This is a genomic window from Mucilaginibacter sp. L3T2-6 (assembly GCF_030519355.1).
GTDB lineage: Bacteria > Bacteroidota > Bacteroidia > Sphingobacteriales > Sphingobacteriaceae > Mucilaginibacter.
In genome coordinates this window covers 74,034-90,054 of record NZ_JAUMKC010000009.1, presented here as the reverse complement: position 1 = coordinate 90,054, position 16,021 = coordinate 74,034, and the positions used below count along the sequence as shown (strand labels likewise).

Annotated in this window: 10 protein-coding genes; 6 read left to right on the top strand and 4 right to left on the bottom strand. The window is 44.4% G+C overall.

Annotated features, from left to right (window positions below; translation table 11 throughout):
- Window positions 1–198: 198 nt before the first annotated feature.
- Window positions 199–1,512, top strand: a complete 1,314-nt coding sequence (locus Q3W13_RS11960; protein WP_302864057.1) for an NAD(P)/FAD-dependent oxidoreductase — start codon at window positions 199–201, stop codon at window positions 1,510–1,512.
- Window positions 1,513–1,515: 3 nt separating this feature from the next.
- Window positions 1,516–2,376, top strand: a complete 861-nt coding sequence (locus tag Q3W13_RS11955; RefSeq protein WP_302864056.1) for a hydroxymethylglutaryl-CoA lyase — start codon at window positions 1,516–1,518, stop codon at window positions 2,374–2,376.
- Window positions 2,377–2,405: 29 nt separating this feature from the next.
- Here Q3W13_RS11955 and Q3W13_RS11950 read toward each other — a convergent pair whose 3' ends face one another.
- The 4 genes from Q3W13_RS11950 to Q3W13_RS11935 form a co-directional block, all read right to left on the bottom strand.
- Entirely contained in the window at window positions 2,406–2,837 is a 432-nt protein-coding gene (locus Q3W13_RS11950) for a GNAT family N-acetyltransferase (RefSeq protein ID WP_302864054.1), read from the bottom strand.
- On the bottom strand, window positions 2,803–3,300 hold the full coding sequence (locus Q3W13_RS11945; protein ID WP_302864053.1) for a low affinity iron permease family protein: 498 nt from the start codon (window positions 3,298–3,300) through the stop codon (window positions 2,803–2,805). The genes Q3W13_RS11950 and Q3W13_RS11945 overlap by 35 nt, the downstream gene beginning before the upstream one ends.
- A gap of 149 nt (window positions 3,301–3,449) precedes the next feature.
- Complete coding sequence (fbaA, locus tag Q3W13_RS11940) at window positions 3,450–4,529, bottom strand: class II fructose-bisphosphate aldolase (protein ID WP_302864050.1); 1,080 nt, start codon at window positions 4,527–4,529, stop codon at window positions 3,450–3,452.
- A gap of 333 nt (window positions 4,530–4,862) precedes the next feature.
- Entirely contained in the window at window positions 4,863–5,906 is a 1,044-nt protein-coding gene (locus Q3W13_RS11935) for a quinone-dependent dihydroorotate dehydrogenase (protein ID WP_302864049.1), read from the bottom strand.
- Window positions 5,907–6,085: 179 nt separating this feature from the next.
- Here Q3W13_RS11935 and Q3W13_RS11930 point away from each other — a divergent pair, with 179 nt between their 5' ends.
- The 4 genes from Q3W13_RS11930 to Q3W13_RS11915 all read left to right on the top strand — a co-directional run bounded on the left by Q3W13_RS11930 (window position 6,086) and on the right by Q3W13_RS11915 (window position 16,018).
- On the top strand, window positions 6,086–6,850 hold the full coding sequence (locus Q3W13_RS11930; RefSeq protein ID WP_302864047.1) for an SGNH/GDSL hydrolase family protein: 765 nt from the start codon (window positions 6,086–6,088) through the stop codon (window positions 6,848–6,850).
- 118 nt (window positions 6,851–6,968) lie between these two features.
- Entirely contained in the window at window positions 6,969–8,894 is a 1,926-nt protein-coding gene (locus Q3W13_RS11925; RefSeq protein WP_302864045.1) for an ABC-F family ATP-binding cassette domain-containing protein, read from the top strand.
- A gap of 119 nt (window positions 8,895–9,013) precedes the next feature.
- On the top strand, window positions 9,014–10,393 hold the full coding sequence (locus Q3W13_RS11920; RefSeq protein WP_302864044.1) for a DUF5103 domain-containing protein: 1,380 nt from the start codon (window positions 9,014–9,016) through the stop codon (window positions 10,391–10,393).
- Window positions 10,394–10,879: 486 nt separating this feature from the next.
- The gene (locus Q3W13_RS11915) at window positions 10,880–16,018 is read left to right on the top strand and encodes a translocation/assembly module TamB domain-containing protein (protein WP_302864043.1); all 5,139 of its coding nucleotides are present in this window, start codon (window positions 10,880–10,882) and stop codon (window positions 16,016–16,018) included.
- Window positions 16,019–16,021 lie beyond the last annotated feature (3 nt).

The window sequence follows — 16,021 nt, the reverse complement described above, 5'->3', positions numbered from 1 at the left end:
GCAGCCTTTTTTATTGCGTAGTACTCTGATAATCAGCAGCTGTATAACCGGAAAATTGATTTTGTTTTACAGAAACATGGCAATTATATGAGTGATTTGCTGTTGCTTTGTTCATGCAAACGAATATTTAAAACGGCTCCAAAACAACATTTGGAGCCGTTTTTGTTTGAATGTATAGGTTTTACAATCAAATGTATCATGAGTACTACAGATAAGACAAAATTCCCAAGAGTTGTAATAGTTGGCGGTGGCTTCGGTGGCTTGCAGGTTGCCGGCAAGCTGGACGGCAAACCTGTTGACGTATTGATGCTCGACAAGCATAACTATCATACCTTCCAGCCGTTGCTGTACCAGGTAGCCACCGGTAGCCTCGAAGCTGAATCGATCGCATTCTCGCTTCGCAAGAATTTTTCAGGACAAAAGAATTTTCGCTTTAATATAGCAGAAGTGTCAAAAATTAATCCTGAAAAGAATACAATTGAGACATCGATTGGCGAGATCGACTATGATTACCTGGTAATTGCGACGGGCTCAACTACAAATTTTTTCGGCAACAAGGATATTGAGGAATTTGCGATGCCAATGAAATCAATTCCTGAAGCATTGAACTTGCGTTATTCTATCCTGCAAAACCTGGAAGAAGCCACGCTTAAAGCTACTAAAGCCGAAAAAGAACCGCTGTTAACATTTGTGCTGGTGGGCGCCGGCCCTACCGGGGTTGAATTGGCAGGGGCGCTTGCCGAAATCCGCAACCACATACTTTGCAAGGATTATCCCGAATTAAAAAAGGAAGATATGAAGGTTTACCTGGTCGACTTTCTGCCTAAGGTACTCGGGCCGTTCTCGGACGAGGCATCAAGGAAGGCCTATGACTTTTTAACCGATATGGGCGTGGACGTTTTACTAAATGTAAAGGTAGAAAGCTATGACGGAAAGGTGATCAAATTTGAAGGGGGCAAAACAATTAAAAGTAAAAATGTTATTTGGTCGGCAGGCGTGATGGGTGAAATGCCAGGAGGGTTGAGCAAGGACATTATAGTAAGGGGTAACCGCATAAAAGTTGATGACAATTGCCGGGTTGAAGGCACAGGAAATATTTATGCTATTGGCGACGTTGCTGCGATGATAACCAATGATACACCTAAAGGTCACCCGGGCGTGGCTCAGGTTGCCATACAAATGGGTAAATACGTAGCAGAGAATATCATGCAAACTATAAATGGTGAGCCGACGAAACCCTTTAAATACTTTGATAAAGGTTCGCTTGCGACTATTGGCCGCAATAAAGCTGTGGCAGATTTAGGCAAGGTAAAATTCCAGGGCTTTTTTGCCTGGTTGGTTTGGATGTTTGTACATTTGATCTCGTTGCTGGGCTTCAGGAACAAGGTGATTGTGTTTATCAACTGGATTGGCAGCTATATCAGCTTTAACGGAGGAAGCAGGCTGATTATCCGTAAATTTAACAGGGAAGCACTCGCCAGTAAAGACCCGCAAGTATCAAAAACCGCTTAAGACTTGACACATTCGCCGATAAAAATAACCGAGTGCCCGCGCGACGCCATGCAAGGCTTGCATGATTTTGTGCCAACGGAAAAGAAAGCCGCTTATATCAACCTGCTATTACAGGTTGGGTTTGACACCATTGATTTCGGCAGCTTTGTATCAACTAAAGCTATTCCGCAAATGCGGGATACCGCTGAGGTTTTAAGTATGCTCGATCTGAGCACTACCAGGTCAAAACTGCTGGCGATTATCGCTAACTATCGCGGCGCCGAAGAGGCGGCAAAACATACGGAGATAACGTACCTGGGCTTTCCCTTTTCTATTTCTGAAACATTTCAAAGGCGGAATACTAATTCAGGCATTGATGAATCTTTTGATACCGTTAAACGTGTAAATCAACTTTGTTCAGGCAGCAATAAGCGCTTACTGGTTTACTTATCGATGGGTTTTGGCAATCCTTATGGAGACGAATGGAATATTGAAATAATAAACAAATGGGCCGGAAAGCTAATAGATGAAGGCGTATATGATATCGCGTTAGCCGATACTATCGGTATAGCTACACCCGAGCAGATCTCGTCAATTTATCCATCTCTTTGCAGCAATTTTTCAAAAGCATCATTTGGCATTCACCTGCACTCGACACCGGACAAATGGCATGAAAAGGTAAATGCGGCTTACGAAAGCGGCTGCCGTAATTTTGATACCGCCATAAAAGGATATGGCGGGTGCCCGATGGCCGCAGATGAGCTTACAGGCAATATTGCAACTGAAAACCTGGTCAGTTATCTTGAATCGCGGAATGTGCCTACAGGGCTTAATATGGGAAAGTTTAGGGAAGCTATGGACTACGCCGATACTATATTTGGCTGATTAAGCTCGGAGCGTGTTCATTGGATTGATTATTGAACTCTATAGACCATTTTATAGTGCTTCATGCCCGCTTCTTCAAATTCATCGCCAACTTTTTCAAAGCCGAGCTTATCATATAAACCGGTGGCGTGGCTTTGCGAATGCAGGTAGATACAGGTATCTTCCTGGGGTAAGTCCTCTAAAACTGCTTTAACCAGGGCCTGCCCTATCCCTAATCCGCGATATTTTTTCAATACGGCAAACCGCTCCAGCTTTATGCCTTTATCTGTTTTACGCCAGCGGGCTGCGCCGGCTGGGTCATCATTAACTGTTGCTAAAAAGTGAGTAGAGATGTCATTGCCTTCTGTTTCCAGGTCTGGCGGGCAATTTTGCTCATCAACAAATACTTCGTAACGTATGGCGAAGGCCTTTCTTAAGTCGCCGGGATCAGTTATTTTGTTTGCTTTTAACGTCGCGGCCATTTTTGTACGATTTCCTTAGCTTAAAGCTGTTTACCTTGTTAGAGTTATTTTCCTCGGCGGCATCAATTGAATGGGTACAGGTGATGTCGCCTTCCTTTTCGGCTAAGTTACTTAATCGTACATAAAATCTGCTCAAGTGGTCGAGCTCTTTTTCGGTAAGATCTTCAATATTTACCATGCGGTTACTTGTACCCTGGTGAGACGCGATCAACTCGTTTAATTTCAAATGAATTGCCTTGGAATCCTTATTTTGAGACTTTTGGATCAGAAACACCATTAAAAAGGTAACTATCGTTGTACCTGTGTTGATGATCAGCTGCCAGGTGTCAGAGTAGTTAAACACAGGCCCGGTAACTATCCATATTACGATAACACTTGCGGCGATTATAAATGCCGCCGAACTGCCGGTGGCGCTGGTAGCCCAATTGGCAAAACGTTCGAAGAGGTTCTTTTTCTTAGCCATTGCAGGTTTTTTAGCAACACAACCAAAAAAAAGCGCCGATGTTTGGTAACATCAGCGCTTTAGGGAATATTTCAGGTTGATTATGTTGAATTGAATTAGATTAAGTCGTCAATAAGCAGAAAAACTTATTCAACCCAGGTGCTCAACTGCTACAACTTGCTATTTACATCAATACAATTCAGATCACCAAAGGCAGTAGTAAGCCTTTTTACAAAATTTTCCTCGCCTTTACGTAGCCAAACGCGCGGGTCGTAGTATTTTTTGTTCGGCGAATCTTCCCCTTCAGGATTACCTATCTGGCTTTGCAGGTAACCTTCTTTTGATTTATAATAATCTTTTATGCCCTCCCAGAAAGCCCATTGCATATCGGTATCGATATTCATTTTAATGGCGCCATAAGAGATAGCTTCCCTTATTTCTTCCTGGCTTGAACCTGAACCGCCGTGGAATACGAAGTTGATAGGTTTTTCCGCAGCAAGATTAAATTTCTTCTTTACGTATTCCTGCGAGTTGTGTAATATTACCGGCTGCAATTTTACGTTACCGGGCTTATAAACACCATGCACGTTACCGAAAGCAGCTGCAACGGTAAAACGCGGACTAACCTTTGAAAGCTCTTCGTAAGAATAAGCCACGTCTTCGGGCTGGGTATATAAACGTGAACTGTCAACGTCGGAGTTGTCGACACCATCTTCCTCGCCACCGGTTACACCGAGTTCGATTTCGAGCGTCATGCCCATTTTGGCCATTCGGGCCAGGTATTTGGCTGAAATCTCTATATTTTCGTGGAGCGGCTCTTCAGAAAGATCAAGCATGTGTGATGAGAAAAGAGGCTTGCCGGTTTCAGCAAAAAATTTCTCGCCATGATCTAATAAGCCATCTATCCATGGCAATAGTTTCAGGGCTGCATGGTCGGTATGCAGGATAACTGCGACACCGTAATGTTCAGCCAACAAATGAACATGCTTTGCTGCAGAAACGCCGCCTAAAATGCAGGCCTGCAATTTTGAGTTATCTAATGATTTGCCGGCGTAAAACTGCGCGCCGCCATTTGACAATTGAATAATTACCGGAGAATTGACAGCTTTAGCTGTTTCCATAACAGCGTTAATGGTATTGGTACCGATAACGTTAACAGCAGGTAAAGCAAACTGGTGTTTTTTTGCGGCTTCAAATAGCTCCTGCACCTGGTCGCCATGCAAAACGCCTTTATAATTTTTTAATTCCATCTAAATTTATAATTCGATTTAACATTAATAGGGCCTCGAAGTTAGGACTTTAGTAATTAGTCTACAAACCAAATAGTATAATTTGCATATTCGTGATTAAATAAAGGTAAATTGCGTAAGTGTTAAAAATACACCCCAATAGAACCGTTGAATTTTGCTTTTTGCAATTTAAAAGCAGTAGTTACGAGCTTAAGAATCCAGATTTTTATTACGGGATATCGCAACGGACAAACCTGGTTTACTTACTTGACACCTCAAAAATAAATATAGCGTAATTATTACTTTAAAACCGGAGTTTTTTTCTCCGGGCTGTAAGGGCGACCTGTATTGTCATTAAAAAAGCTTCAATAAGCGTTTATTTATCCTGCCGATCAAACCCGGGCCTTCATAAATAAAACCGGTATATAACTGCACCAGGGAAGCGCCGGCATTTAGTTTCTCAATAGCATCCTCTGCGGAATGTATCCCCCCTACACCGATAATCGGGAAGGCTCCGTTTGATTTTTGATGTAAATAGCTGATGACTTCTGTTGAGCGCTTGGTTAAAGGCTTGCCACTTAGCCCTCCGGCTTCGCTTTTAAGTTTATCCGGAGACTTTAATCCCTCGCGGCTGATGGTGGTATTTGTCGCGATTATACCGGCTATGCCCGTTTGATGAACAATCCCGACAATATCATCCAACTGCTCATCGGTTAAATCGGGCGCTATCTTTAGTAGAATGGGTCTGCTGATCTCATTCTTTTTATTGCGGCTCTGCAGGGTATTCAACAATTCCATCAAAGGTTCTTTTTCCTGGAGGGCACGCAAGCCGGGCGTGTTAGGCGAGCTTACATTCACCACAAAATAGTCCACCACATCAAAAAGCCGGTCGAAGCATTTAATGTAGTCGCTTACGGCATCTTCATTTGGCGTGACTTTGTTTTTACCGATATTGCCGCCAATGATCAGGCCTTTTTGTCCGGCCTTTGTTTTGCGGAATGCGGCCAGCCGCTGTGCCACCACATCGACACCAAGATTGTTAAAACCCATACGGTTGATCAGTGCGCTGTCTTTAGGCAGCCTGAACATGCGCGGTTTGGGATTGCCAGGCTGCGGTAAAGGCGTTACCGTTCCTACCTCCACAAAACCGAAGCCAAGGTTAGCCATCTCCCCCATCATTTCGCCATTCTTGTCAAAGCCTGCAGCCAGCCCCACAGGGTTCCTGAACGTAAGTCCAAAGACTTCGCGTTTAAGCCTGCCATCCTCCACATCCCAAATTACACGGCTCAAAGCTGCTCCGCCCGGGAAACGGTTAAAGCGCTTTAAATTGGCGGTGACCCAATAGTGCACCCGCTCCGGGTCGAATTTGAAAAGCAGTGGCTTAATGAGTTGATACATGCTGCGAAGGTAGGAGTTTTGACGGAAGTCCGAAAGTCTATAGCTACCAACCCATCGCCGATTGTAACAAGCCTGATAGCTATACCTATCATCAATCAACACTCATCAGATTTATTATCTTAGCCAATTATTACTCCGGCCTATTGTCTCCGGACAAACGACTCTAAGAACCATCAACTATGAATTCAAACTCAACCCGCCGCTCATTCGTCAAAACAGCCTCAATAGGCACGTTAGCTTCGATGGCTTTATCCCTGCCTGCAATTGTAAAAGCTGCAGTTAGGGAAAGTGGTTTTAAAAAAATCAGGCTGGATAAGGACGATGTGATTCTTTTCCAGGGAGACTCGATCACCGACTGGGGCCGCGACCACAGTAAAACGATCCCAAATGATACCGGTACGCTGGGAACTGGCTATGTATTGCTGACGACCGGCCAATTGCTGATAAAATACCCTGAGCTGAACCTGAAGGTGCATAACCGCGGCATCAGCGGTAACAAAGTTTACCAATTGGCTGAGCGCTGGGATGTGGACGCGCTAAACATCAAGCCAAATGTATTAAGTATCCACATCGGTGTAAATGATTTCTGGCATACCCTTACTAATGGCTATACGGGCACCATTGACAACTACATCAACGATTATCACGCCCTGCTTGACCGTACTAAAAAAGCACTGCCCAATGTTAAATTAGTTATATGCGAACCCTTTGGTGTTAAAGGCGTAAGTGCTGTAAATGATAAATGGTATCCAACGTTTGATTTGTTTCGCAAAGCCGCAAAAGATGTTGCTAAAGAATATGACGCCGCTTTTGTGCCATACCAGGCAGCATTTGATAAAGCGCTCGAGCTGGCGCCAGGCAACTACTGGACACTGGATGGTGTTCATCCAAGTATTGCAGGGGAGGCACTGATGGCAAGGACGTGGATGGAAAGCGTAGCTTAGCGGCAAAGGGTAAAGACGAAAAGCTGAAAAGCATAGTCTGAAATTCATCCGCCGCCGTTTACCTTTCAGCTTTCGCCTTTCACCCTTTTCCCTCAAAAAACGTATCTTTGCGGCCGAAATGATAGCGATAAATAACCTTACGTTCGAGATTGGTGCGCGGGCCTTATATGATGAAGCTAACTGGCACATAAAACCGGGCGAGAAAATTGGCCTTATAGGCGCAAATGGTACCGGTAAAACTACCCTGCTAAAAATGATTGTTGGTGAATATACGCCAACCTCGGGCACCATTTCGATGGCGAAGGATCTGACCATTGGTTACCTTAACCAGGATTTGCTGTCGTACTCGTCTGATAAAAACATCCTGCACGTAGCTATGGAGGCCTTTGAGCGCCAGAATCAGCTGCATGATGAGATAGAAAAAATATTAAAAAAGCTGGAAACCGATTACGACGAAGACCTGCTGCATAAGCTGAGCGACAAGCAGCATGAGTTTGAAGCGCTGGACGGTTACAATATTGAATACAAGGCACATGAGATATTGGCGGGCCTGGGTTTTAGCGAAGCTGACACCCATCGCAAACTGGCCGAGTTTTCAGGCGGTTGGCGCATGCGTGTTATGCTGGCGAAAATATTATTACAAGCACCGGACATCCTGCTGCTGGATGAGCCTACCAACCACCTGGATTTACCCTCTATTCAATGGCTGGAAGATTACCTGAAAGCTTTTGAAGGCGCTATAGTTATTGTATCACACGACCGCTGGTTCCTGGATAAAGTAATTAACCGCACAGTAGAATCGCGCAAAGGTAAATTGACTGTTTACGCAGGCAACTATTCCTTCTACCTGGAAGAGAAGGCGCTGCGCGAAGAAATACAGCGCGGTGAGTACAAAAACCAACAGCAAAAAATAAAGCAGGAAGAGCGTTTGATAGAGCGTTTCCGTGCGAAGGCATCCAAAGCAAAAATGGCCCAGTCGCGCATAAAGGCGTTAGACAAACTGGAGCGCGTTGACGATGTAGATGACGATAATCCGACTGTAAATTTCACCTTCCGCTTCAGCAAGCAGTCCGGCCGCCATGTGGTTACGCTTAGCGATATCACCAAAAAATATCCTGCGATAGATATTTTGAACCACGCGGAGGCGCTGATTGAGAAGGGCGACAAAATTGCCTTAATTGGCGCAAACGGTAAAGGTAAATCAACCCTGCTGCGCATTATTGCCGGCGCAGATAAAGAATTTAGCGGCAAAGCCGAAACAGGGCATAATGTAACACAGACGTTCTTTGCACAGCACCAACTGGAAGCATTGCACCTTGAAAATACGGCATTGCAGGAACTGCAATCATTTGCACCAAAGCACTCGGAAACTGAATTACGTACCATCCTGGGTTCGTTCCTGTTCACCGGCGACGATGTGTTTAAGAAAATCAAAGTACTATCGGGTGGTGAGAAATCGCGCGTGGCACTGGCGAAAGCTCTTACTGCTGATGCCAATTTCCTGGTACTGGATGAGCCTACCAATCACCTGGACATACAGTCGGTTAACATTTTGATACAGGCCCTGCAGCAGTACGAGGGTACGCTCATCGTGGTATCGCACGACCGGTATTTTCTCGACAATGTGGCCAATAAGATCTGGTTTATAGAGAACCAGCAGATCAAGGAATACCCGGGTACCTACCGCGAATACGACGAATGGTATGCCAAACGTAAAATTGAAAACAAAAACAGCACGCCTCCGCCGCCACCAAAAAAAGAAGAAAAAAAGGAGCCTGCTCCTGTTAAAACACAGCCGTCAGAAAACAAGCACCAGCAACTAAAAAAGCTGAACCAGGATTTGAGCAAAATGGAAGAGCAGATTGCCACGCTTGAAAAAGAAGTAAAAGCGCTGGAAGCGCAACTGGCTGATGAGAAGCTTTACAACGATGTGGCGAAGATGAAAGAGATTAACACCAGCTACGATAAAAAGAAAATGGAGCTTGGCCATGTGCAATTGCAATGGGAGACGCTGGCAGAGCAGATAATGGAGTTAGAAGCGTAGCTGGATTTCGGGAAGGCGGAATCCCGGTTTCGGATTTTAACATAAAGGCAAAAGGTTTGCGATGAGCAAGCCTTTTTTAGATTTATTTTTAATTTCGACGATATAATATGTGTTGGAATATGGAAACTAATAAAGCAAGCACCTTAAATAATCTGCCATTACAAGCAATAGCGAAGCAACCTCGTCGCTACAACTTGCGGATAGTGCATGAAAATGAGGCTGCTTCATCGTTCCTCCTCGCAATAATAAAGTTTGGGATTTTAACAATTGCTTTGGGGTTCATAAATCTAAGGTCATTCGCTCAACCCTATACCGACAGCGTCTATCGTCACGAAATAAAAAGCGTTGAGTTTTATAATACAGCCAAAAAGGCATCTTTTCCCATCATCCCGTTAAATTCCGGTGAAACCGTAACACTTGGTTTTGATAACCTTAAAGGCGGATCCGTAAACTATCATTATACCATCGAGCATTGCGATGCCGACTGGAATTCATCCAACTTATCCACAGCCGATTACCTGAAAAATTACAATGATGACAGGCTGGACAACTATAGTTACTCGACAGCAACCGTTCAAAAATACACGCATTACGAACTGAAACTGCCGAATGAAAATATCGCCCCCAAAATCCCGGGGAACTATATTTTAAAAGTTTACGAAGACAGCGACCCAACCAGGCTGGTGCTTACGAGAAAATTATATGTAGTTAATCCTAAGATCGGCCTGGTGGCCGAGGTTGTGCCATCCGTTGATAATGCTACCCGGCAAACCAATCAAAAAATAAACTTTACCCTCGATTACGGCAGTCAACGGGTGCAAAACCCTAACCGGGAGATCCGTGTCGTGGTTATGCAAAATAACCGTCCGGAAACAGCTGTAATGAACAGGCAGCCGACGTATATCCGGGGTTCGCAGCTGATTTACAGTGATGTTACAATTAACGATTTTCCGGCCGGAAACGAGTTCAGGCATTTTGACACCCGTACGCTTAAACTCAATTCGCAGAATATCCAGCATATTTATCGCGATACAGCCAACACGGTACTGATGTTAACCGACCCCGACCGGAGCCGGGGAAACTACACACTGGAGTATGATCTCGACGGCAATTATTACATTCTGAACCAGGATGGCACAGACCCCCGCATCGATGCTGATTACGCACACATGCTATTCAGCCTTTCCACACCAAAGCAGCCCAATGCAGGTTCGCCATATATTGTGGGGCGCTTTAATGATTACAAACTGGACGCTAACAGCAGACTTGCCTTTGATGCCAACCTGAATAAGTACGTAACCAACATCTTCTTAAAGCAGGGCGTTTATGATTACGCCTATGTTTGGGTGGATAAAACAGGCAAAGCTGGCATTACAACACTTGAGGGCAGCTATTTTGAAACCGAAAATGAATACCAGGTACTGGTGTATTACAAACCTGCCGGCGCCCGTTGGGAAGAGTTAGTTGGCTACACGGCACTAAGTTCGGTTAAGAAGTGATGCTATCTCTTCCAGTCACCCTATAACGCCTACGGGGTCTGAAATCACACACAAAGTAATAATTATCTCAAAATCAATAAGTTAAATAGATTTCACCAGAATTAACAAAGGTTTCAGGTGCAACCCAACCCGAAACCTTTAAACAGTTAACTATCAATAACTTACATCATGGTTACAGTTTTATTCTGTAAACCCTCTGTAAACCATCCTCTTCACAGGTCTCCATCCCAATACGGCGAGATATGGACAGGATAGATGCCCGCCGTCAGCTTGTGAATTTTCGCTGAAGACAATCTCACGTTTTCGCCCGCAAAGGAAAGTACAAGCCGGATATCTAATTTCTCACCAAGCATTAATTAATTCCCCAAAAAGTACAAAAAGAACTCTTTCCTGTAAAAAATCGGGCCGCTACCAAAAACTTTTGGCTTAGTTATTTGATTATATTAGAAAACTAAATCATAGCTAACTCTTGAAAAACTTATACCATTGGAACGATTTGGACGAATAGCCCTGAAAACCATACTGTGGATTATTGGTAGTTTACTTTTCCTGGTACTGCTCATAGTCATTTTAATACAGGTTCCAGCCGTTCAAAATTTAGTAAAAGATAAAGCCGTTTCCTTTATACAAGGTAAAATTCATACACCTGTAAACATTGGCCATATCAGCCTTGGACTGCCAAAGCTTCTGGTGCTTGAAAATGTTTACTTTGAAGATCAGCACAAAGATACCCTTATCGCCGGCGAAAAGCTAAAGGTGGACATCAGCATGCTGCAATTGTTCCATCACAAGGTTGAAATCAACGAAATTAACCTGCAGGGAGTTACTGCCAATGTAAGCCGCGGCGCCGACAGTGTTTTCAACTTCGACTATATCATCAAAGCGTTTGCCGGAGAGCAAAAAAAAGAGGTAAAGCCAACTGACACGGCTTCGGCGATGAAGTTTTCGTTGGATAAAATTATCCTGGACAAAATAAACATCAGCTATAAAGACAAGACTACCGGCAACGATGTAAAATTCGTTCTTGGCCATTTTGATACCCGCATTAAGGATTTTGATATGGACAAAATGAAGTTTACCATACCAAAGATCACACTTTCAGATGTCGACGCCCGGATCATCCAGACGCCATTGGGCTCGTCGATAGCAAAGGCTGCTACCGTAGATACTGCTACAACGCCAATTAACATGATGCTTGATCTGGGTACTATTGATATATCTAAAATAAAGGTGGATTACCGGAGCAAAGAAATGAGCAGCAAGGTTGATCTCGGGAAATTTTTGGTAGAGATGGACAAGCTCGACTTAAAGAACCAAATCGTCGGGATTAAGAACATCGAATTGAACGATACTAAAGCGGGCATCGTTTTCACTAAGCCGGAGACTGTTAAAAAGGCTGTAGATAAAACGGTTAAAAAACTGGACACGCTGATAGCCAAACCGTCAAGCGGCAAAGGCTGGCGGGCCAGCCTGGCTAAGCTGAGTTTCAGCAATGATAATATCGTTTTTGACAATGATGCGCAGAAACCGCTGGCTAAAGGGCTCGATTTCGCCCACATGGATATTCGTAATCTCAATTTAGCTGCAGAAGATATTGCCTATAGCCCTGATACGATGAAGGGAAAAATAAACGAGTTTACTTTCAGCGAAAAGAGCGGCCTGGCAATTAAAAAATTCCATACCGGTTTTTTGTACGGGCCGAAAAGCTCATACCTGAAAGACCTGCTTTTAGAAACCCCACAAACTGTTATACAAAAGGAATTGCAAGTGAGCTATCCGTCCATTGAATCGCTAACAAAAGATCCTGGCCAGTTGTATGTTAATGCTAATCTTGATGGCAGCAAGCTTGGTTTAAAAGATATTTTGTTATTGATGCCAGCCATGGCTGATATGGAACCTTTTAAACATTCGCCGAATGAAGTTTTGAGGATTGATGGCCGTGTTATTGGCAAGGTAAACGACCTGAAGATACCAGGCCTTGAAGTGAGGGGGTTAAGCAACACACATCTGAAAATGTCGGCGAATATGAAGGGCCTGCCGAACATGAATAAAGCCTTTTTCGACGTAAATATCGATGACCTCACCACCAGTCGTGCAGATATCGGCAAACTGGTGGCAGCGAATATGATTCCTTCGTCAGTCAGCATCCCTGCCAGCCTGAAGCTAAAAGGCGCCTTTAAAGGTACTATGTACGACTTTAAGACTAAAATGGCCCTTCGTTCAACTTATGGCGCCGTTGATTTGGATGCCACCATGAAAAACCGGAACCATGCCGGGCGTGAAGTTTATTCGGCAAATATAAAAGCGAACAATCTGAATGTTGGCGCACTCACCAAACAGCCGCAAACAGTTGGTACTGTTACGCTGTCTGCCAATATTAAAGGCGTGAGCCTCGATCCTAAAAAAGCCAGCCTGCAATTTAGCGGAAATGTCGCCAATGCGTACGTAAAAGGTTATACCTATAAAAACCTGGTAATGAAGGGCACTGCCCACGATGGCAACTACACAGCAAAAGCCACCATGAAAGACCCCAATATTACATTTGCAATGGATGGCAAGGCAGATATGAACAAAAAATACCCATCCGTAGCGGCCAACCTGCAATTAGACAGTATCAATTTAAAAAACCTCAATTTCACAAAGGGCGACATGCGCATACATGGCAATATTATTGCCGACGTGCCTACTGCTGATCCGGATTACCTGAACGCTAAAATACGGGTAACCAACCTGCTCGTTGCTCAAAAAGACCAAACTATAAAGCTTGATACCATCAGCCTTATATCAACTGCAAATGCCGATAGCAGCACCCTGCGCCTGAAAGCGCCAATGCTTAGCGCGCACCTGGCCGGAAAATATAAGCTGACGGAGATAGGCCCGGCCATGCAGGATCTGATTAATAAATACTATAATACCAGCCTTGCTTCTAATACCACGGCGCCGAGATACTCGCCTCAAAATTTTCGCTTTGATATGCGGCTGGTTAAAACAAATATTACAGAAAAATTTGCACCAGATTTAAAGCGGCTGGACCCTGTATTGATTAACGGCCATTTCGATAGTCAGGCCGGCGACCTTACTATCAATGGTTCGATGCCTAAAATCATTTATGGCGCCAACGTAGTTAACAATGTGTTGCTGGCCGTTAACACAAAAAATAACGCGCTTAATTATAGTGTGACTGCAGATGAAGTAAAGGCATCATCGAGCATCGATTTATTGTACACCAGCCTTACCGGCAGCGCCCAGAACAATAAAGCAAACCTTAGCCTGCAAATAAGAGACGCCGCCAAAAAAGAACGCTACCGCATTGCCGGGGTTTTCAGTATTTTGCCAGGCGAATACCAGTTTAGCTTTTTGCAGGATGGCTTGTTGCTGGATTACGTACCCTGGGCGGTTAATGCTAACAATGCGCTGCAATTCGGCAGCAAAGGCATAATGGCGCGCGACTTCTCGATCACTAACAGCAACCAGGTGTTAAGCATCAATAGCGACACCCAGACATTCAATGCGCCAATAACCGTAAACTTTAAAAACTTTAAGATCGAAACGTTCACCAAAGCCGCCAAACAAGATTCGCTGCAGGTAGGCGGTATCATTAACGGCGATGCGCATATCAGCAACTTCCAGGCATCGCCGGTGTTTACCGCGGCGCTGAATGTAGATAATTTTAATTTCAAAGGTGACACCGTAGGCAATATTGCGCTTAAAGTAAATAACCAAACCGCTAATGCCTATGCTGCTGATGTTACCATTACCGGCAAGGGTAACCAGGTGAACCTGACGGGTCTGTATTATACGGCGCCGGAAAGCAAGATAGACATGTCGCTGAATATCATCAGCCTGAAGATGAAAAGCATAGAAGGCTTTAGCTTTGGCAGCATACGGCGGGCAAGCGGCGACATTACCGGGCAATTACGCATAACAGGAACACCGTCTGCTCCTGTCGTCAGGGGTGATGTAAACTTTAACAAAGTGGGCTTTAATGTATCCATGCTGAACTCCTATTTTACTATGCCGAATGAAAAAATAACTTTCAATAATGATGGCATTTTGTTTGATGATTTCACTATGGTCGACTCGCTCGGTAACAAGGCCGTGGTAACCGGAACACTGTACACCAAAACCTTCACCGACTTTAAGTTTGGCATAGATATTAATGCCAACAATTTCCGTGCGGTAAACTCAACCCGGGAAGATAACAAACTATACTATGGCAAGCTGTTTATCGACACGCGTATCCGTATACGGGGTAACATGACCAAACCTGTAGTGGACGCCAATCTTACCGTAAATGATAAAACGGATATGACGTTCGTTTTACCGCAGAATGACCCGGGCATAGAAGACAGGAAGGGTGTTGTGGAGGTGATAAATCCAAATGCCCCGAAACTGGATTCCATATTACTGGCCAAACAACTTGATTCGCTGAGAAAATCAGATGTTACCGGCTTGGATGTAACGGCTAATGTCAATATAAACAAAAACGCCAAATTCACAATTGTGGTTGACGAAAGAAACGGAGACGTTGTTGACATACAAGGTGAAGGTCATTTAAATGGAGGTATTGACCCAAGCGGAAAAATTAACTTAACCGGCACTTACACAGTTAACAAGGGCTCGTACAACCTGGCTTATGCTACCGTTAAGCGTAAGTTTAACTTTAAACCGGGCAGTACCATTACCTGGACCGGCGACCCAACCAGCGCCAATATCAATTTAACAGCGGTTTATGTGGCTAACGTCCCTCCTATTGATTTGGTAAGCGACCAGCTAGGCGGCGAACAGAATGCAACTATGTATAAGCAAAAGTTGCCTTTTAACGTCGATCTGCGCTTACAAAACGAGTTAATGAAGCCAGATATCAGTTTTGATATCGTACTACCCGACAGCACCTATACGGTATCGCCTGATGTGATATCCACTGTCAACACCCGTCTTTCACAAATACGAACTGACCCCAACGAGCTGAATAAACAGGTGCTTGGCGTATTGGTGCTTGGGCACTTTATAGGCGACAATCCATTCCAGAGCCAGGGCGGCAACGCGGGTATTGGCGGGGCTATACGAAATAGTGTTAGCAGTTTATTGTCTGACCAATTGAATAAATTGGCCGGAAACCTGATAGGCGGCGTACAGCTGAGCTTCGATCTTACCTCCGGGGAGGACTATTCAACAGGCACGGCGCAGAACCGGACGGACCTGAATGTCGGGCTGTCCAAGCAGTTTCTGAATGACAGGCTAACGGTAACGGTGGGTAACAATTTTAATCTGGAAGGACAAAATGCACCTGGTCAAAAATCCACTGATATTGCCGGCAATGTATCCGCCAATTATAAGATAACCAAGGATGGCCGCTACATTGTAAGGGTTTACCGCCGCGACCAATTTGTTGTAGTAGAGGGGCAGGTAATAGAAACAGGCATTGGTTTCACCATCACCTATGAGTATAACCGCTTTAAGGAACTTTTCAGGCGAAGGAGTCCAGAGGAGCGCCGGTTGCGGAAAAAGTACAGGGAAAAGCAAAAGGAAGAAAAGAAAGAAAAAAAGGAAGCGGATAGAAAAGCCGATTCCACCGCAAAGCCGGTGCCCACACCCGAAGAAATACAGAAGACATCACACTAACCT